The following is a 19,157-nucleotide window of genomic DNA, read 5'->3' on the forward strand; positions in this document are numbered from 1 at the left end:
TTTTTAGTATGTTCAATAATAAAAAGATGTGTTATGTACCTTAATTTACCCCACTCCAAAATAATTACCTATTCTTTAGGCGTACTTACCCTATTTATAACTTCTTGCGGCTCTTACCAACAAGCCTCCTATTATGATGATGATGGCATCTACGGCAATGGCAATAGAACGGTTTCCGTTGAAAAAAGAAATTACCAAGGGGTAAGGAACCAACAGGTAGAAACGGACACCTACGGTCAATACTTTGGCGAGAAAGCTAACGAGTACGACGAATTTCTAGATTCGGAAATATTTACCGATGTAGATGACTATTATGGAGAAGAGCCTGTAGATAGTGTTGGGGTAAACATACCAGAAGAATATTATGTAGAAAACAGCTATAACGGAAACGCCGGTTGGGGAGACAACCCGTCAAGCGTACAAATAAATATATATGACAATACCCCAAACTTTGGTTTCTGGGGCTGGAACGACCCATGGTTATGGAACGCCGGATGGGGTTGGGGATGGAACAACTGGAATTATGGCTGGGGATGGAACAATCCTTGGAGATGGAACCGCTGGGGTGGTTACGGTTGGGGTTACGGCTACGGCTGGGGCTGGAATAACTGGGGCTACGGCTGGGGTGGTTATTATGGTAATTATTGGGGTAGGCCATATTATAATAACTATAACTACAGAAATTATGGCTATATAAACGGTAGAAGAGGTTACAACAATGCTTATGCGTATAACAATCTACGAAGCCGAAACCTTAGGACTACATCTAGAAATGGCACCTATAGAACCAATAGCGGTAGAAGCAATTTAGGCAGGAGTACCGCAACCCGATATAGCACTACTAGAAACAACAGCGGTAGAAGCGTAAGCCGTTCTGCAATACAGAGAAATCAAAATTACAGATCAAGTAGAAGTACTAGGGTAACTCCAAGATACAGTGGTACTACTAGAAATTACCAATATTCACGCTCTTCTAGTACAACACCAAGAAGTAATGGTAGCTACAGTAGAAGTGGTACTACAACTAGAAGCTATGGTAATTCTTCTGGTAGTTACAGCCGTTCTAGAACCGCTAGTCCAAGAAGCTATAGCAGAAGTTCTGGCTCTGGGTCCAGGGTTAATAGCAGTAGTACGCGAAGAAGTAGCAGCTCTTACAGCAGAAGCTCCAGTAGCCGTTCTAGCAGCAGTTCTGGTAGAAGCGTAAGAAGCTCTAGCTCTAGTTCTAGGAGTAGTGGTAGCTACAGAAGCTCTGGCGGTTCTAGTAGATCGTCTTCTAGTGGCCGTTCTAGCTCTGGAAGAAGCAGTGGCGGAAGAAGACAATAAATTTCAAAACACTTAAAGAAAAATTAAAGCTATGAGACACGGAATATATCTCGTACTGGGTTTGTTTTGCCTGGGTTTAAATGCACAAACTATGGCAGATGTAGTACGCCTAGGAACAGAAGAAAGCCAAGGAACAGCAAGGTACCAAGCAATGGGCGGGGCGTTTGGAGCCTTAGGAGGTGATTTATCTTCTTTAAATGTAAACCCAGCTGGTTCGGCTGTTTTTAACTATGGTCAATTTAGTATAACCGGCAGCAATTACAACAGGGACAATGAGCATTTATACGGAAACACTTTTAATAATGCCTCTTTAAATTCTACTGAATTGAACCAAGCAGGTGGAGTTTTTGTTTTTGAAGGAAAAGGCAGTAATTGGAAAAAATTAGCCCTTGCCATAAATTATGATTTAGTAGATAATTTTGATAATCATTACGAGTTTAGAGGAGCAACCACATCTGGTATAGACAATTATTTTTTAAATTACGCAGATGGCATTCCCTTTAATTCAATTCTTAGAGAAGAAAATGAGTATGTAGAAATTGGCTATTTAAGAACGGGAGAAGATTTTGGCTACGCGGCCCAACAAGCCTATTTGGGTTACTATGGCGGACTAATAGACCCAGCGGCCCCAGAAAATGAGGATGGCACTTCCTATATCTCTACAGCTAATTATGACCAAGTAAACCAGAGATATAGGCAAACAACAAACGGCTATAACAGTAAGTTTACAGTAAATATGGCCGGGCAATATCAAGAGAATCTTTATTTGGGAGCATCCTTAAATTTTCACTCCATATTCTATGAACGCCTATCCCTTCTAGATGAAGATGGTTACGGCGATGGTTCACAGATAAACTTTGCAACTTTTGACAATTTATTGCAGACCGAGGGAAATGGTTTTTCTTTTAGCCTAGGTGCTATTGCCAAGCTAAACGAAAACATAAGAATAGGTGGTAGTTACCAATCACCCACTTGGTATTATTTAACAGACAATGCCTCACAGCGAATCAACTCTTCCTTAGCAGATGAAAATATTGGCTTCTTAGATTTTGACGAGATAAGCTATTATCCCGATTATACCATTAAAACACCCGGTAAGATTAACGGTAGTGCGGCTATTATTTTTGCAAAAGATGGCTTATTGAGTTTTGACTACGGCTACCAAGATTTTAGTAACGCTAGGCTACGCCCAGAAAACGATATTGAATTCACCAACACAAACCAAGCTATAAGTGCAGCGCTACAAGCGGTAAACACTTATAGAATTGGAGGAGAGTATAGAATAGAAAGATTAAGTTTAAGAGGAGGATACCGCATTGAAGAAAGCCCTTATGTAGATAAGACCATTTTGGACGATCTAAGTGGTTATTCTGCTGGTATAGGGTATGATTTTGGCGGCAGTAAACTAGACGCGGCTTTTGTAAGAACAGAACAAGACGCCAACTTTAGGTTATATGATGCTGGACTTAGTAACAGTGCAGCTAGCACATTTACAAACACAAATGTTACGCTTACTTACACCTTAAAGTTTTAAAAAAATTGCTTGAATATAGTATTAAGGCCAAGGAGTACTCCTTGGCTTTTTTTATCGAATCAAGGAAAAGTGGTTTCTAACATTTTTAGCTACTAATACACCTTCTTCGTCCCTATTATAATCTAGGCGAAACCAATAATCTGAAGCCGGCAACCTTCTTCCATTAAAAGTACCGTCCCAACCAGCATCTATGGCGTTTAATTGTTTTAGCAACTTACCATAACGATCAAAAATAAAGACAACCGGGCTATCTAAAGTTTCTATCCCCTTTACCTGCCACAATTCATTTTCACCATCTCCGTTAGGTGTAAAAAATTTATCGTATCCTACTACTAAGAATTCCAAAGGCTCTGTTGTACCACAACCATTTTTATCGTTTATCACAACGGTATTAATCCCCGCAGGTACGTCTAAAAAAACAGGGGCATCTTGAAATTCACCTTCATTAATAGCGTATTCGTAATCACCATCGCCAGCTACAACTATCTCAACGGCGTATTTATCTGGATCATTAGCATTGGTTAAATCCTCCAAGACAATAACCTCATCTAAAGTAGGGGTAGCATAAAATGTTATTAAAATATCATCATAATAATCACCCCCAAAACTATCGGTAATTGAAGCAAAATAGCGTCCAGAATCTGGACTACTAACCACTAATTCTGCATTGAAATCACCTGACCCAGGAAGTGTGGTATCAATAGTACCATCATCATCATAATCCACAGACCAAACAATACTTGCTATGTCACTTCCGGCAGGCGAATTTAATGCTGAGAGCGTAATATCTGGGTCTCCCTCGCAAGCAATAATATCAAAACCTAAAAATTCGTCTCGCAACGTACAATCCAGTGCGGTATTTTGGTCTTCATCTACTGAAGTTCCCGTAAAGGTTAACATATAGGATTCTGCTTCGCCGTCAAAATTAGTTTGGTAATTATTTATGAATAAGTAATATATCTCACCAGCTGTTACGTCTAACCACTCATCATAGGTATTCTGGCTTCCCGTTAAATGGGGTTCTCCCTGCTGACCACTTACAGGATTAACGCCAACACCTGTAAAACCCGTACCATTAACTTCGTAATTACAGCGTATGGGTTGTGCACTTGCATCTCCTATAACTCCGCAATAATTAATATTATCTTCTTGATCAAATGGTCCGTATAACGCAAAGTCCCACTCAGAGGTAATAGGCGCATCAGGAGTTACAGGCAATGCCTCTATATCAAATCCTATTTGACCATCCGTTCCCGCCCTAAAAACGAACCAAGAGGTATTGTTCTCTATATTAGCAGAAATAACACTACCTTTTTCCAAACAACCAGATTGCCTTACCACATCTGGATCAAATTCATCTATATCCCCGCCACCATCTGCAGTTCCTAAAATAGGACCATCCGCACAAATTGGTATAGCAGTTCTGCAATCTGCAGAATTTTGGGCATAAGTATTTAATGAAAAAACTAAAAATATCGTTAGGGCACTAAATAGTGTTCGCATGGATTGGAGCTATGCTTGGTTGTTCAACAAGTTTAAAACTGCAAATAGCACCTTTTTATTATAAATTTCCCCTAAAAAGAACTGAATTTCGATAAAAAGCTATTTTATTTAAAGCTTTAAGGCAAAATGATTTTGAATGTATTTAGCCGTTTTACGCTCCCCTTGTTCATTTTCATATTGTAAGCCAAACCAAAAATCAGTGGGTGGCATAAGCACATTATTATAGGTTCCATCCCAAGATGTTTCGTTTGGCCCTAATTGTTTTAAAAGTTTACCATATCTATCAAATATGGTTACAACGGGGTTACTCAATTCTTCCAGACCATATATTTGCCAAACATCATTATTTCCATCGCCATTTGGCGTAAAAAACGGCATAAAACCCATTACCACAATTTCTTCCCTAACCACACCACAGCCAAACGCATCTCTAATATGTATGGTATGTAGACCCGGTAAAACGTTTTCAAAAATTGCTGTTTCCTTAAAGTCTTCATCATCTATTCGGTATTGGAAATCGCCTTGTTGTACAACGTTTACGGTTACCGTGGCATTAAAGCTAAAATCGTCCACCACAATATCTTGAATTTCTGGCACTATGGATTCTTCTACCGTATACACCTTAGTGCGTATGCAGTTTACATTACCTAGGCTATTCTCCGTAGTTAAAATATATGTTCCTGGAGTAGTCACCGTAATTAATGGGCTAGTCTCACCCGTACTCCAGCTATAATTAATTGCCAAATCTGCTTGGTCTACCCCAATTTGAATTGATCCATTGTTCGCACAAATTAGCGCAGTTTCATCTGGACCTAAATCTGGCGATGCTAAAGTGTTGAGCTCAAATTGCACAGAAGCATCATAACAATTAGGATTTAGCCTATTGGTTAAACGTACGTATATAATCTCCTCTCCGGGATTGGTTAAATAAGGCGAATCTAACCTATTAATACCCAGGTTGGCATCTGATAGCGTTGAGTGATAGCTTACCAAAAACGCAGCTGCACTTTGTGTTCCAAGAACCTCATCATCTTTATCCGTAAGAGAAAAACCAATTTCATTCTGACACACGGTTTCATCTTGAACGGTCATTGCAACGGGTACGGCAGAAAAGCTTACTTGTACATCGCTGATTAAATTTTCCGCACCAGTAAGTACCTCAACACGATAGGTTCCATCAACAGAAACCTCTAAAATTGCATCATGTTCTCCCGTAATTTGCTGATAGCCGCTATTTGTATTTACAAACCAATTGTAATCTACAGCATTTTCTGTTGTGGCGTCCAAAGCAACTACTTCCCCTTGGCAAGCAACTTTTGGTCCACCCAATATATTATCCAAAATATCGCAATCTAGGGCGTCATATGGGTTTGTAGTAAATATTTGACCAGTAAATTGTATGCTAAAGCCATCATTATTGTTGCTAAAATTATTTACCATTAAGTAATACTGCTCACCGGGCGTTACCGTTAACCAGTCTTCATACTGAACCGAATCCGAGACCCCATTGGGGTCTTCACCTACACCGGTTGCACTGGCACCTTCCCTGTTATCAAAAAAATTGCACCGTACCGGTTCACCTAAATTACTGCAATCCGTAGCCCTGTAAAGGGCAAAATCCCAGTCTTCTTCTGGTCTATGTTGTATGTTAAACCCTAATTGACCGGATGCTCCTATTCTAAAATAGTACCAAGCGGAGTTAGATTCTATTGCGCCAGTTGTAGTCGCTTCTAAACACCCACTAGCGGTTTGTCCGTTAAAATCGTCCGTGCCAAATCCATTGGTACCGCCATTAATTGGCGTGTCATAACAAATAGGTATGGCCGTACTACAATCCGAGGATACCTGGGAATAACCAGCAACGAAAAAAAAGAGTAACAATAAAGTAATGTAGTTGGGAGCAATTTGCATCTAGTACCATAAATTTCTAACATCGCAAAACTACCCGTCTTACTTACTTAACAATAATTTATGTTGTCAACACTACATAACAAGATGTTAAATAGGGCATTAATGTATATCTTTGTGGGCCATATTTAGGGCAAATGAAATTAAATCAGACATTGGAAGAACAGTATGAGGAAAGAGGCAACGACCATGTTGGCTCTGCATCTGACACCCCTTTGAGGGAAGATGCATTTGTATTGAGTGACGAAGAAAAAATGGACCGAATCCAAGATAACGTAAGAGACATCTTATTAACCTTGGGCATGGACCTTGAAGATGATAGTTTAAAAGGCACGCCAAAGCGTGTAGCCAAAATGTTTGTCAAAGAAATTTTTGGTGGTCTACATCCAGAAAGAAAGCCAAGCGCCTCCACTTTTGACAACAAATACAAGTATGGCGAAATGTTGGTAGAAAAGAACATAACCCTCTACTCTACCTGTGAGCATCATTTGCTCCCAATAGTTGGCCGTGCACATGTAGCTTACATCTCTAATGGCACTGTTGTTGGTTTATCTAAAATGAACCGCATAGTGGATTATTATGCCAAAAGACCTCAAGTACAAGAACGCCTTAACATACAAATAGTAAAAGAATTACAAGAAGTTTTGGGCACAGAAGATGTTGCTTGTGTTATAGACGCCAAACACTTATGCGTTAACTCTAGAGGTATTAGAGATATAGAAAGTAGTACCGTAACCGCAGAATATGGCGGCAAATTTAAAGAGGAAGCCGTTAGAAGAGAATTTTTGGAGTACATAAACCTAGACACTGAATTTTAATGCAACTTTACGACCAGCAAACCTTAAAAGTTACCAACTCTCTTACTGGAAAAAAAGAAATCTTTAAACCTATAAAAGATGGCTATGTGGGCATGTATGTTTGCGGCCCAACCGTTTATAGTAACGTACATTTAGGTAACTGCCGTACGTTCATGTCTTTTGATATGATTTTTAGATACTTAAAACATTTAGGGTTTAAAGTAAGGTACGTAAGAAACATTACAGATGCTGGCCATTTAGAGAACGATGCGGACGAAGGTGAAGATAAGATTGCAAAAAAAGCCAAACTAGAGCAAATAGAACCTATGGAAGTAGTACAACGCTACACCGTAGATTTTCATGAAACCTTGCAAAAATTTAATTTATTACCGCCCAGCATAGAGCCAACTGCAACGGGCCATATTATTGAACAAATAGAAATAATAAAATCTATTTTAGAAAAAGGGTTTGCATACGAGATAAATGGCTCCGTATATTTTGATGTGGTTAAATTCAACGCTACTAACGACTATGGCAAGCTAAGCGGTAGAAAGCTAGAAGACATGATAGCCAATACCCGAGAATTAACCGCGCAAGACGATAAACGAAATCCACAAGATTTTGCTTTATGGAAAAAAGCAGAGCCACAGCACATAATGCGCTGGCCCTCTCCATGGGGCGATGGTTTTCCTGGTTGGCATCTAGAATGTACGGCCATGAGCACCAAATACCTTGGAGAAACCTTTGATATTCATGGTGGCGGTATGGATTTAAAGTTTCCACATCATGAATGCGAAATTGCCCAGGCAGAAGCATGTAACAACACATCTCCTGTTAATTATTGGTTACATGCCAACATGTTAACCCTTAATGGAAAAAAAATGTCTAAGTCCACGGATAATAATATATATCCGTCAGAGATTTTTAATGGCAACAACAACATTCTAAGCAAAGCTTTTTCTCCATCTGTGGTTCGGTTTTTTATGATGCAAGCGCATTATACCAGTATTCTGGATTTAAGTGATGAAGCTTTATTGGCTTCTGAAAAAGGCTATCAAAAATTAATGGAAGCCATTAAAAATTTAGAAAGCCTACCAACCACCCAAAACACGACTAATTTTGATGTGGAAGCTTGGAGACAGGAGTGTTACGATGCCATGAACGATGACTTTAACACTCCCATTTTAATTGCAAAGTTGTTTGATGCCGTCAAACGCATTAACCTTATAAAAGACGGTAAAGAAACTATATCTGAGGCAGACAAAAAGAAATTGACCAATTTGATAGCCAGTTTTACGTTTGATGTTTTGGGATTAGAAGAACAGCAAGCTGCAGATGGTTCTTCTAACGCATTGGATGGCGTTGTTAATTTATTGATCAACATTAGAAACGAGGCAAGAGCCAATAAAGATTTTGCTACATCAGATAAAATTAGGGACGAATTATTAGCAATGGGTATTCAGTTAAAAGATGGCAAGGATGGCACAACATTCAGCATTAACTAGTCTAAAAAAAATCCTGATTGCCCCTTTTGTACTTTTGGTACGTATTTACCAAAACTTCATTTCACCGCTAACACCTCCAACATGCAGGTATAGTCCCACTTGTTCGCAATACACCTTGGAGGCGTTGCAAAAGCACGGTTTGTTTAAAGGGGGTTGGCTTGCATTTAAAAGAATAATTAGCTGTAATCCATGGGGTGGTAAAGGACATGACCCCGTGCCCTAACAATAAGCTTTATTTAAAAAAACTAACACTAGGGTTATTAATTTGCATCAATGTAAATAATTATCTTAGCCCAAAACAAACGCCAATGTATTTTCTAGGTATTACTTGGAACCCAGACGACACTCTTTTCAAAATAGGTTTTCTTCAAATCAAATATTACAACCTTTTATGGATAGCTGCATTTATCCTTGGTTTTTACATAATGAAGAAAATCTTCTTCAATGAAAAAAAGACCTTAGAGAAATTAGATTCGCTATTTGTTTACGCAATGGTATCTATTATGCTTGGTGCCAGATTAGGTCATGTGTTTTTTTATGATTGGGATTATTACAAAAACCATTTGGTAGAAATATTACTACCCATAAAAGAAAGTGCAAACAGCAGCCTATTTGGAATAATCAACGGTTATGAATTTACTGGTTTTGCAGGTTTGGCAAGTCATGGTGCTGCTATTGGTGGTATTATTGGCCTTTATCTATTCTCTAGAAAGTACAAAGACATGAGCCTTTTATGGTTGTTAGACAGAGTAGCCATAACCTGTGCCATTGGTGGTGCCTTTGTACGTTTAGGAAATTTCTTTAATTCCGAAATAAATGGCAAAGTTGTGGAAAAGAGCTTTCCGTTGGCCGTTAAATTCGTAAGAGATTCAGACGATATGCCTGCTTACCAAGCCATTAGCCTTACCAAACAGAAAACTGCTAGTGCAGCATACAAAGCTATAGAAACCAACCCTGATTTCGCCTCGGTTTTAGAAGCTATTCCGTATAGACATCCCGTACAATTATACGAAGCTATAGGCTATCTCATCGTCTTTCTGATAATGTATTTCTGGATGTATTGGAAGACCAATCTACCAAAAAAAGAAGGTTTCTTGTTCGGGTTTTGGCTGGCAACTATGTGGGGGCCCATCCGTTTTTTCTTGGAATTCTTTAAAAAGAGTCAAGGCGGATTTGAGGATAACTTAGGGGAAACCTTGAGTACGGGCCAATGGCTAAGCATTCCATTTGTATTAATAGGCATGTACTTAATGTTTAGACCAACCAAAGAAAAAACCGCAATACAATAACCATGAAGCACATCATACCAGTTATTACCTTAATACTCATAATGGTAAGTGCCTGTAAAGAACAGGAACGCAATAGTTTAGAAGAGGAACAGATTAGTTTTACAAAAGAAGGCGAGCTGTCTATTTATAAAAAAGACTCCCTCTTGGTGAATCTTGACATTGAGTTTGCAGAAACGGATTATGAAGTACAAACCGGATTAATGTACCGGGACAATATGGAAGAGAAACAAGGAATGCTCTTTATTTTTCCAGATGTAAGGGTACATTCGTTTTACATGAAAAACACAGCAATTCCGCTTGATATTATCTTTATTGACGAAAATTTACAAATAGCAAGTTTTCAAGAAAACGCTAAACCATTTGATGAAACAGGCCTTTCTTCTCAAGTTCCCATAAAATATGTTCTAGAAATCAATGCCGGCCTTTCAGAAAAATGGAACCTTGAAGTGGGAGACCAAATTAAATACCAAAAATAAATGCCCATACACCTTCTAGAAAACGTAACCACAGACAGATTACTTTTTAGAAGGGTGGCTCCTTCAGATTTTCAAGCTTGGCTTCCTTTCTACCATGATTCCAATAGCACACTTTATTGGGATGGTTTACCAGAAAACCCCACCGTTGCTTGCAACGAACAGTTTTATCGCATCTTTGAACGCTATGCATTAAATCTAGGTGGCATGAATGCTTTAGTCCATAAAAAATCTGGAGAACTAATAGGCCTATGTGGTTTACTATTGCAAACCGTAGACGCGGTTAGCGAATGGGAAATTGGTTATTCATTATTGCCAGAGTTCAGAAAAATGGGATATGCTACAGAAGCCGCAAAAGCTTGTAAAGCTTATGCTATAAAGAAAAAACTGGCCCAATCGCTAATTTCTATAATTCACGTAGAAAACAAACCCTCTATACAGGTTGCCATTAACAATGGAATGGGTTTGGATAAAATCACTTCGTATAAAAATAACCCCGTAGCCATTTATAGGGTTCAACTTTAAAATTGTTTAATGGAACATACAGCCATTTTAATAGACAATAGCATTAATGCAAATGAACTGACTGATCGTCTTTTAAATAATGCCTTTAAAGAGATTTTTTTTAACCCGAAAAACACACTACTCTTTAGCACCCAGACCATAGACCATTATATAGGTTTAGAAGATCGTTTAGAGCAAAAAGTAATTAACAGAAACACTTCTCAATCTCTAAAAACCATGAGTAGCGGCGAGCGGAAAAAATTGCTCTTGGAATACCAATTAAGTAAAAATCCAGAAACACTGATATTGGTTAATCCGTATGACAATTTAGATGTTACCACACAGCGCTACCTTAAGGATAAATTAATCCAGATAAGTACAAAAATTAAAGTTGTAGAGATTTCTACAAGGTTAAAGGATACCTCTATTTTTATAGACCAACACTATTACTATAAAGGTGGTAAGTTGGTACAGTTTACTGAAAAAGACCAAGGTAAACTACCGCTATCCATAGATCATATACCACCACCTATAAATAAACCAGCTATACCAAAAGAGTTAATTGTATTTAATAAGGTCTCCGTAAGTTATGGTACTAAAAAAGTATTGAATAATATAAACTGGGAAATTAAACCCAACACGTTTTGGCAATTAATTGGCCCAAACGGCAGCGGAAAAAGTACTTTATTAAACATGATTACCGGAGATAACCCTATGGGGTACGGTCAAGATTTACGCTTATTTGGAGCAAAAAAAGGTAGTGGTGAAAGTGTTTGGGACATTAAAAAGCAAATTGGTTATTTTTCACCTCATATGGTAGATAAATTCACTGGTTATCATTCTTTGGAACATATGCTCATATCTGGAATTCACGATTCTGTTGGATTATATACCATACCTACACTAATTCAAAAAAACCAAGCCAAAAAATGGTTACGTTTATTAGGTATGGAGCATAGAGCACAAGAGCATTTTAGAAATTTAAGTAATGGGGACAAACGTTTAATTATGACAGCCCGTGCCATGATAAAACATCCTCCACTTTTAATACTGGATGAGCCTACCATTGGCTTGGATGATAATAGTGCAAATTTCTTTGTTGCCTTGGTTAATACCTACAGCAAACAAAGTAAATCTGCTATCTTATATGTGAACCATAGACCAGAAGCTGGTTTAGAACCACAATTTACCTATGAACTACTACCAAGCAAAGAGGGAAGCTATGGGGTTGAGTCCTAAAACAAAATTCTAATTGTTGAAACACAACCTTTTTATAACTCAAAGGCCCAACTAGTATAGATTTGAAATACTCCATGCTTAATACGAGAGTTGTTTTTTGGAAAGTTACTTAAACCTGCATTGTACCGTAAACCAAAAGATAAACCTAAATCTGGCAACTTGTAACCTGCGCCAAAACCAATCCCAAAATCTACCGTTTTTACTTGTTGTGTAAATGGTGCTTTATCACCATTACCAATAGCTTTTTCATTGGCTGAAAGTAAAAACCCAATTTGCGGGCCAACCTCTCCATATAAGCCTTCAATAGGATAGATTTTACCCATTATTGGCAGATTTACATAATTGTAAACGTCTTTTACATTATCAAAGGATGCCCCTTGTACAGAGAATAAAAGTTCAGGTTGAATGCTTACCAAATCTATAATTTGAATCTCTACAATACCACCAACGTGTAATGCTGCCAAACTCCTATCGTTGGTAACGGCTCCGGAATAATTGGCTAAATTAAGCCCAACTTTAGGCCCTACACTAACGGTCTGTGCAGATACACCTAGCGTAGTAAAACAAACAACTAACAGTACTTTAAATAAATTTTTCATGGTCTTTTTGTTATTTAATACTGCTAATAACTTTATTAAAAATCTTTCTTTGAAAAATCGTACTTAAAATACTGGAAAACCAGTAGTTTTTTTACTAAAAAACCAAAATACGATAAATGTAAAAGGAGGCTTTTGCCTCCTTTAATTCTATCTAAAACCTATTTAATCAAGACTACACTAAAACCTTTTCAATGGCAATTTTAACAAGAGAGGCTGTATTGGATGCGTTCATTTTTTTCATTAAATTTCTACGATGTGTCTCTACTGTTAGCGGACTAATAAAAAGTTCGTCCGCAATTTTATTGGTGGTCTTACCAGACACTATCAATTTTAAAATTTGCTTTTCTCTTTTAGTTAATCTTGGGGTGTTACCCAAAGTGTGGAAAATGGTATTTGCCATTGCTTTTTGAATTTCTATACCATAATAATAGTGCCCCCTGTAGACTTTAGAAATAGCCTCAACTAATTCTGATTCTGTTACATTCTTAAGAAGGTAGCCTTTTGCCCCATTAGAAATCATTTGATTTACAATACTGCGTTCGCCATAGGTACTTAACCCAATTACAAAAGTGTTTGCGTATTCCTTTGCTATTAACTTACAAATTTCCGTACCGCTCATATCCGGTAAATTAATATCTAACAAAACAATATCTGCTTGGTTCTGTTTAAAGAACGCTAAAGCTTCGGTACCCGTGGTACAACACGCTTCCACTTTAATATCCCTATGCCCTTTTAATAAGGACTTTAAGCCTTCTATAACTAAAGGATGGTCATCAACAATAACTACACGTATTTTAATATTACTTAATGCCATACTAGATATTAATTACAATATGAACAGTTGTACCTTCATTAGGAGCAGAATCAAAATCTATTTCACCACCTAAGAAAGCTACCCTTGTTTTTAAATTATTTAATCCCATACCGCCATCTTTAGCACACTCTTTTTCTAAAAAGCCTTTACCATTGTCTTCTACGGTAATACTTATTTTACCATCTTCTACTAAATATTGCACCAATACTTCGGTAGCCATGGCGTGTTTAACCGCATTATTTATCAATTCTTGGAAAATCCTATAAATGGTTAAACTAACTTTTTGTGGTAAACCCGCCCCGGAATCGTAAAATTGCAAGATAAACTTGGTGTTTTTTGCCGCATTGCCAATGCTTGTACAATAATCTTCAATAGCATTTTTAAGTCCATATCTAAATAAAGTTTCGGGCATTAAATTCATTGCAATGTTTCTCAATTCAAAAAGTGAATCATCAATATTTTTTACCGCCTCTTTAAATCGTTTGGTATTATTTTTAGCATTAACATTTTGCTCTAATTTTTCTAATTGAATTCGCGTTGCAGATAATCTGCCGGCCAAACCATCATGTAAATCTATTGCAAGCCTTTTCCGTTCGTTCTCTTGCCCTTCTAGCATGGCACTATAAACTTTTGAATCTTGCTCATACTTAAGCTGGTTTAATTCAGCTACTTTTAACTGCTCTCTTTTTTTAATATTACGATATCCTAAATAAGCTATCCCAGTTAAAAAAAACAAGCCCAGAGAAATAGACCAGAGCACATAGTTTTGCGCCCTCTTTTTGGTTAGTTGTAGCTCTACATCATTATTTTGATTGGTAAGCTCTAAAATTTCGCGTTCTTTTTTTTCTGATTGATATTCCGTCTCTAGTCTTATAATTTCTCTTTCTAATTCTGGAATATTTAAACTGTCTGAAATAGTAACGTAATTGGCTAAATTATCGAATGCTTTATTTTTGTTGTTGAGCTTTGAATAGAAGTAAGCCATTTCCTTATACAGCTCGGCTTCTATAATTTTATTTTGATAGAATTTTGCCAAGTCTAGACTTATTTGAGCATATTCTAAACCCTTTCTATAGTTCTTATTAGCTCTATATACCTTTATAAATGCCATAAACAAAGGCAATTTATTTTGCTGTACGGGATTGCTTTCCAGTAATTGTAATGCCAGTTCCAGGTTTTCTAGAGCCGCGTCATAATTAGATTTTTTAACGTGGTATTCCGCTAGAATGGTGTGGTACAACTGTTTTTTATCATCTAATGCCAAAGAATCTACCACAGGTGCAATAAAATCCAATTTTTCTTTTGCACTTTCTATAGAATCCAATTGAATTAGGCACGAGGCATATATTAATTTATTAATAGTTAAACTTTTATAATCTTTTGCCTTTAGATGTTGTTCTCCTCCTAAAACAAAATAGCTTAAGGACTTTTTTAACTGACCGTTGTTAAAAAAACCAATGGCAATATTGGTGTTTGCCTTTGCTATAATTTCATAGAACCCAATTTTTTCTGCCGTTGGCGTTATTTTATTGATATAGTAAATATCCTCATTATAGCCTTGGTAAGACCTTACCACACCAATATTAAAGGTATTTCTAACCCAAAGTTTTAAGTTTTCCGGAGCGGAATCTGATTTAATTAACGCGGAAACTACCGTATCTGCTTTTCTATAATACTGTTCTCCTTTAAAAGGAAAACCATAGTCTGCATATAAATTACCCAGCAAAAACAAACCTTTACCAATTCCATAATTATCCTTATTGTTCCTTGCCTCAACCAGTGCCGACCTTACGTAGTTTAATGCTATGGAAGAATCATTTTCTTTAAGAATTTCCGCAATTTCATATTTGGTCAAATAACTATCTGGATTTTCTTTTAAGAACCGTTGTAAACTATCCAATTGCTGCTCATAAGTTTCTTGGGCATTACAAATGGAAACTATAAAAAGTGATAATACCAGAAAATAAGTTTTCAATTTCAAAGCTGCATGGTTTGCGGTCCAAAGACCTAATATAGCAATGAAATTTATTTTGAACTTAAAAATCAATAGTAGACCTACTTTTTAAACAGTAACGTTACAGTTGTGTTAACCCGCCAAGTAAGCGTGTTTCCTGAAATGGTAAAATCCATTGCTTCATCTTCAATGTAGTAAAAGCCTTCTTCTTTGGTTAAAGTTTCCGTACCCACCAAAATTTCCGTGCAACTGCCATCCTCATTCAAATCAAGAATGTAAAAACTTATATTTTCCCCGTCAGATTCGATATAAGAATCGTTATAACAATCCAAATCCGTAACATCCGTATCGTCTATCTGAACAAGATTCCATTGCCCTACAATGGCATCTTCCTCTTTTATGGTTTCATCATCTACGGCAGATTTCTCACAACTAAAAAGAACTAATAAGAATAAAAAAGTTAATGGTTTGAAAAATGATTTCATAGTGTCTAGGTATTTCTTTGCTCCAAAAGAACCCATATTCCTAAACACTCAAAAACCTTGGCTAAAAAATACTGGTTTTCCAGTAGTTTTATTTACCAATAACCTTGTATTCATTTTTGGAATAAAAAAAGCCACTCGTTCGAGTGGCTTTTTATATTCTAATCGAAATTAAAATCTATCAAGAAATTAATTCTCTTTCCCTGATGAAATTCTTTTCTTTAATGAATCGTACATCACTGGTGTTGCAATAAATACAGAGGAATACGTACCAACTAGTACACCAACAATCATTGCAAACATGAACCCTCTTAAGCTTTCACCACCAAAAACAAAAATGGCCAAAAGCACGATCAAGGTAGTTAATGAAGTATTTAACGTACGGCTTAGGGTGCTGTTCAATGCCTCATTAACATTGTCGCCACCGCTCCAGCCTTTGATGCCAATAATTTCCCTAATCCTATCAAACACCACCACGGTATCGTTCAAGGAATAACCAATTACGGTTAGAATAGCCGCGATAAACGCTTGGTCTATTTCCATATTAAATGGCATAATAGCACTAGTTAAAGAGAATATACCCAGTACGATCATTACATCATGGAAAACTGCTACTACCGCTCCCAAAGAGAATTGCCATTTTCTAAAACGGAACAAGATATATAAGAACACAACAGCAAGCGAACCTAAAATAGCCCAATATGCATTTTGTTTAATATCATCCGCTATAGTTGGCCCTACCTTGGTAGACTGTAAAATACCAATAGATTTTTCAGAAGCGCCTACCGTAAATTCTTCAAACGTAATACCGTCTGGCAGATATTTTTGTAGCGACGTAAATAATTTATCTTGAATTTCATTATCGATTTCAATTCCTTCCTCATCTACTTTATAAGGTGTGGTAATCTTAATCTGATTAGCATCTCCAAATGTTTTCACATTAGTACCACTACCAAACACATCATTAAGTTCTGATGCAATTTCAGAAGGGTTAACTTCTTTCTCAAAACGTACTTGGTAAGAACGCCCTCCAATAAAATCCACACCTTGTTGCAAACCTTTAGTAACCAATGAGAATGCGCCCACTGCAACTAAAATACCTGACACGATGTAAGCAATTTTACGTTTTGCCAAGAAATCAATATTCATATTGGTGAACAAATTCTTGGTAACACCAGTAGAGAATGCCAAGGTTCTACCTTTTTTACCCAAGTACCATTCTACCAATAAACGGGTTATAAAAATGGCCGTGAACAAAGAGGTAACAATACCAATTAATAAGGTAGTTGCGAAACCTTTTATAGGTCCAGATCCAAAAATAAATAAGATAATTGCGGTTAAACCAGTAGTAATGTTGGCATCTAAAATAGAAGACAAGGCATTACTAAAACCGTCTGAAACCGCTAGGGCCATACCTTTACCCTTAGCCAGCTCTTCTTTAATACGCTCAAAAATAAGCACGTTTGCATCTACAGACATACCTATTGTTAAAACAATACCAGCAATACCCGGTAAGGTTAATACCGCACCTAAGCTAGTTAAAACACCAAAAATTAGTAAGATGTTAAATACCAAAGCTACATCTGCAAACCACCCTGCTCTTCCATAGTAGAAAATCATCCATACCAAAACAAAGGCCATAGCAATTAAGAAAGACATAAAACCACTGTCTATAGCTTCTTGCCCTAAAGATGGACCTACAACTTCTGATTGAATGATATCTGCAGACGCAGGTAATTTACCTGCCCTTAACACGTTGGCTATATCTTGGGTCTCATTTACGGTGAACGTACCCGTTATTTCTGAACGACCACCAGAAATGGGGCCGGTTGAAACACCCGGAGCCGTATACACCTTGTTATCTAAAACAATTGCAATCCCTGTTTGGTTGTTAAAAGCATCACCTGTTAATTTTTCCCATTCCCTAGCACCTCTAGTATTCATTGTCATGCTAACTGCAGGCTTATTAAACTGGTCAAAAACCGCTTGTGCATCAGAAACCACATCACCACTTATTCTAGGCGTACCGTCCCTGTTAGATTTTAAAGCATACAATTCTGCCAACTCACTATCCTTTGGTGGCTTTTCAAAAGCAAACTTGGTAAACTGAACATCTGCAGGTAATAATCTTTTAATTTCTGGCATTCTTAAATAGCCACCAATTTCTGCCGTGTCTGACACTAACACCCTTGCAATGGCATGGCTGCCTTGCGCTGGAGGCAATAATTTGCTAATTAACGGATTAGACTCTGCCGTCATATCTAAAGAATCCTGGGCAACATCTGAAAGCAATGAATCCAATTCCATTTCTGGAGTTGTTTCTGCAACCTCTTCTTTTGCAGGCTCTAGAATTTGCTTCAATTTATCATTAGCGTTTACAAAGAACAATCCTAAACTCTGATTGTTTTGGGAATACGTTTCCCAAAACTCTAATTGTGCCGTACTAGATAAAAGCTCTTGTGCTCTTTTTACATCTCTTGCTCCAGGTAGCTCAACCAAAATACGACCAGAATTCCCTTCTCTTTGAATGTTAGGTTGGGTTACACCAAAACCATCTATACGTTTACGCAATACTTCAAAAGCAGAAATTATAGACTCATCAATCTTTCTTCTAATGATTGGCTTAACCTCATCATCAGTCATTTGAAAATTGATTTCATCACTTAATCCCTTATTGGCAAAAATTTCTGGAGATGCCAACTTGGTATCGCCTTTTGTAGCATCAAAAGCATCAAAAAATAATTCCAAGTAAGTAGCATCGCTACTCTTGGAAGCTTCATCGGCATCTGCCAAAGCTTTATTAAAAACTGGGTTTTTGGTATTGTTTGCCAATCCCTTCAAAATATCCTTAACAGAAATTTGAAGCGTTACGTTAATACCACCTTTAAGGTCAAGACCTTTGTTTAATTCTTTTGTTTTTGCTTCTTCATAAGAAGTGTAACCCAATACCGGGTTAGAGCCTATAGAGTCTAAATATGAAGCCTCTAAGGCCTCTCTTTTAGCCACATAGTTATCTTCTGCCTCTGATATTTGGTTTACGGCAAAAGTTTCCGCGTCATTTTCTATCTTATTGGTTATAAAAGTGTAAGAGAGTTGGTAAATACTCACTAAACCAAAAAGAAGCGCGAATAGCCTAATTAGTCCTTTATTCTGCATTCTACTTGATTATTTAATTTATGTTGATTTATATATGTGTTTGTAGTTTATACAACTACGGTAATTTTTCTACTGAA

At 37.1% G+C, this 19,157-nt stretch carries 16 protein-coding genes; 9 read left to right on the top strand and 7 right to left on the bottom strand.

Going from position 1 to position 19,157, the window contains the following annotated elements:
• Positions 1 to 33: 33 nt before the first annotated feature.
• Positions 34 to 1,323 (top strand): hypothetical protein, encoded by a 1,290-nt coding sequence (locus ACXAGS_RS11060; protein WP_474906739.1) that lies wholly within the window; start codon positions 34 to 36, stop codon positions 1,321 to 1,323.
• Between the two features lie 31 nt (positions 1,324 to 1,354).
• A complete protein-coding gene (locus ACXAGS_RS11065) occupies positions 1,355 to 2,857 on the top strand; it encodes an OmpP1/FadL family transporter (RefSeq protein WP_474906740.1) in 1,503 nt (500 codons plus the stop codon).
• Between the two features lie 51 nt (positions 2,858 to 2,908).
• Here the strand turns inward: ACXAGS_RS11065 and ACXAGS_RS11070 are convergent, their stop codons facing one another.
• On the bottom strand, positions 2,909 to 4,360 hold the full coding sequence (locus tag ACXAGS_RS11070) for a T9SS type B sorting domain-containing protein (RefSeq protein ID WP_474906742.1): 1,452 nt from the start codon (positions 4,358 to 4,360) through the stop codon (positions 2,909 to 2,911).
• A gap of 108 nt (positions 4,361 to 4,468) precedes the next feature.
• The gene (locus tag ACXAGS_RS11075) at positions 4,469 to 6,271 is read right to left on the bottom strand and encodes a T9SS type B sorting domain-containing protein (RefSeq protein ID WP_474906744.1); all 1,803 of its coding nucleotides are present in this window, start codon (positions 6,269 to 6,271) and stop codon (positions 4,469 to 4,471) included.
• Between the two features lie 134 nt (positions 6,272 to 6,405).
• On the opposite strand from ACXAGS_RS11075, the gene folE reads away from it, so the two are divergent.
• The 7 genes from folE to ACXAGS_RS11110 all read left to right on the top strand — a co-directional run bounded on the left by folE (position 6,406) and on the right by ACXAGS_RS11110 (position 12,075).
• Positions 6,406 to 7,086: a GTP cyclohydrolase I FolE gene (gene folE / locus ACXAGS_RS11080; protein ID WP_474906746.1), complete on the top strand. Its 681-nt coding sequence runs from the start codon at positions 6,406 to 6,408 to the stop codon at positions 7,084 to 7,086.
• A complete protein-coding gene (gene cysS, locus ACXAGS_RS11085) occupies positions 7,086 to 8,570 on the top strand; it encodes a cysteine--tRNA ligase (protein ID WP_474906748.1) in 1,485 nt (494 codons plus the stop codon). Before folE ends, cysS begins: the two co-directional genes overlap by 1 nt.
• On the top strand, positions 8,545 to 8,793 hold the full coding sequence (gene yidD, locus ACXAGS_RS11090) for a membrane protein insertion efficiency factor YidD (protein WP_474906750.1): 249 nt from the start codon (positions 8,545 to 8,547) through the stop codon (positions 8,791 to 8,793). The genes cysS and yidD overlap by 26 nt, the downstream gene beginning before the upstream one ends.
• 85 nt (positions 8,794 to 8,878) lie before the next feature.
• Positions 8,879 to 9,859, top strand: a complete 981-nt coding sequence (lgt, locus tag ACXAGS_RS11095; protein WP_474906751.1) for a prolipoprotein diacylglyceryl transferase — start codon at positions 8,879 to 8,881, stop codon at positions 9,857 to 9,859.
• Between the two features lie 2 nt (positions 9,860 to 9,861).
• Positions 9,862 to 10,335, top strand: a complete 474-nt coding sequence (locus tag ACXAGS_RS11100; protein WP_474906753.1) for a DUF192 domain-containing protein — start codon at positions 9,862 to 9,864, stop codon at positions 10,333 to 10,335.
• A complete protein-coding gene (locus tag ACXAGS_RS11105) occupies positions 10,336 to 10,857 on the top strand; it encodes a GNAT family N-acetyltransferase (RefSeq protein ID WP_474906756.1) in 522 nt (173 codons plus the stop codon).
• A 9-nt stretch (positions 10,858 to 10,866) separates the two neighbouring features.
• Positions 10,867 to 12,075 carry an ABC transporter ATP-binding protein gene (locus ACXAGS_RS11110; RefSeq protein ID WP_474906758.1) on the top strand — a complete coding sequence of 403 codons (1,209 nt, stop codon included), beginning with the start codon at positions 10,867 to 10,869 and terminating at the stop codon, positions 12,073 to 12,075.
• 32 nt (positions 12,076 to 12,107) lie between these two features.
• Here ACXAGS_RS11110 and ACXAGS_RS11115 read toward each other — a convergent pair whose 3' ends face one another.
• From ACXAGS_RS11115 to secDF, 5 genes are all read right to left on the bottom strand, one after another.
• Positions 12,108 to 12,674: a porin family protein gene (locus tag ACXAGS_RS11115; RefSeq protein ID WP_474906760.1), complete on the bottom strand. Its 567-nt coding sequence runs from the start codon at positions 12,672 to 12,674 to the stop codon at positions 12,108 to 12,110.
• A 172-nt stretch (positions 12,675 to 12,846) separates the two neighbouring features.
• Positions 12,847 to 13,488: a response regulator transcription factor gene (locus ACXAGS_RS11120; protein ID WP_474906761.1), complete on the bottom strand. Its 642-nt coding sequence runs from the start codon at positions 13,486 to 13,488 to the stop codon at positions 12,847 to 12,849.
• Between the two features lies 1 nt (position 13,489).
• Positions 13,490 to 15,469 carry a tetratricopeptide repeat-containing sensor histidine kinase gene (locus ACXAGS_RS11125; protein ID WP_474906763.1) on the bottom strand — a complete coding sequence of 660 codons (1,980 nt, stop codon included), beginning with the start codon at positions 15,467 to 15,469 and terminating at the stop codon, positions 13,490 to 13,492.
• A gap of 74 nt (positions 15,470 to 15,543) precedes the next feature.
• The gene (locus tag ACXAGS_RS11130) at positions 15,544 to 15,927 is read right to left on the bottom strand and encodes a hypothetical protein (protein WP_474906765.1); all 384 of its coding nucleotides are present in this window, start codon (positions 15,925 to 15,927) and stop codon (positions 15,544 to 15,546) included.
• 186 nt (positions 15,928 to 16,113) lie between these two features.
• Positions 16,114 to 19,080 (bottom strand): protein translocase subunit SecDF, encoded by a 2,967-nt coding sequence (gene secDF, locus ACXAGS_RS11135; RefSeq protein ID WP_474906767.1) that lies wholly within the window; start codon positions 19,078 to 19,080, stop codon positions 16,114 to 16,116.
• Between the last annotated feature and the right edge of the window lie 77 nt (positions 19,081 to 19,157).

Source organism: Croceivirga sp. ABH4_376 (assembly GCF_056160685.1).

Coding starts and splice junctions, on each gene's coding strand:
- ACXAGS_RS11060 (WP_474906739.1), top strand. CDS start 34: ATGTACCTTAATTTACCCCACTCCAAAATAATTACCTATTCTTTAGGC.
- ACXAGS_RS11065 (WP_474906740.1), top strand. CDS start 1,355: ATGAGACACGGAATATATCTCGTACTGGGTTTGTTTTGCCTGGGTTTA.
- ACXAGS_RS11070 (WP_474906742.1), bottom strand. CDS start 4,360: ATGCGAACACTATTTAGTGCCCTAACGATATTTTTAGTTTTTTCATTA.
- ACXAGS_RS11075 (WP_474906744.1), bottom strand. CDS start 6,271: ATGCAAATTGCTCCCAACTACATTACTTTATTGTTACTCTTTTTTTTC.
- folE (WP_474906746.1), top strand. CDS start 6,406: ATGAAATTAAATCAGACATTGGAAGAACAGTATGAGGAAAGAGGCAAC.
- cysS (WP_474906748.1), top strand. CDS start 7,086: ATGCAACTTTACGACCAGCAAACCTTAAAAGTTACCAACTCTCTTACT.
- yidD (WP_474906750.1), top strand. CDS start 8,545: ATGGCACAACATTCAGCATTAACTAGTCTAAAAAAAATCCTGATTGCC.
- lgt (WP_474906751.1), top strand. CDS start 8,879: ATGTATTTTCTAGGTATTACTTGGAACCCAGACGACACTCTTTTCAAA.
- ACXAGS_RS11100 (WP_474906753.1), top strand. CDS start 9,862: ATGAAGCACATCATACCAGTTATTACCTTAATACTCATAATGGTAAGT.
- ACXAGS_RS11105 (WP_474906756.1), top strand. CDS start 10,336: ATGCCCATACACCTTCTAGAAAACGTAACCACAGACAGATTACTTTTT.
- ACXAGS_RS11110 (WP_474906758.1), top strand. CDS start 10,867: ATGGAACATACAGCCATTTTAATAGACAATAGCATTAATGCAAATGAA.
- ACXAGS_RS11115 (WP_474906760.1), bottom strand. CDS start 12,674: ATGAAAAATTTATTTAAAGTACTGTTAGTTGTTTGTTTTACTACGCTA.
- ACXAGS_RS11120 (WP_474906761.1), bottom strand. CDS start 13,488: ATGGCATTAAGTAATATTAAAATACGTGTAGTTATTGTTGATGACCAT.
- ACXAGS_RS11130 (WP_474906765.1), bottom strand. CDS start 15,927: ATGAAATCATTTTTCAAACCATTAACTTTTTTATTCTTATTAGTTCTT.
- secDF (WP_474906767.1), bottom strand. CDS start 19,080: ATGCAGAATAAAGGACTAATTAGGCTATTCGCGCTTCTTTTTGGTTTA.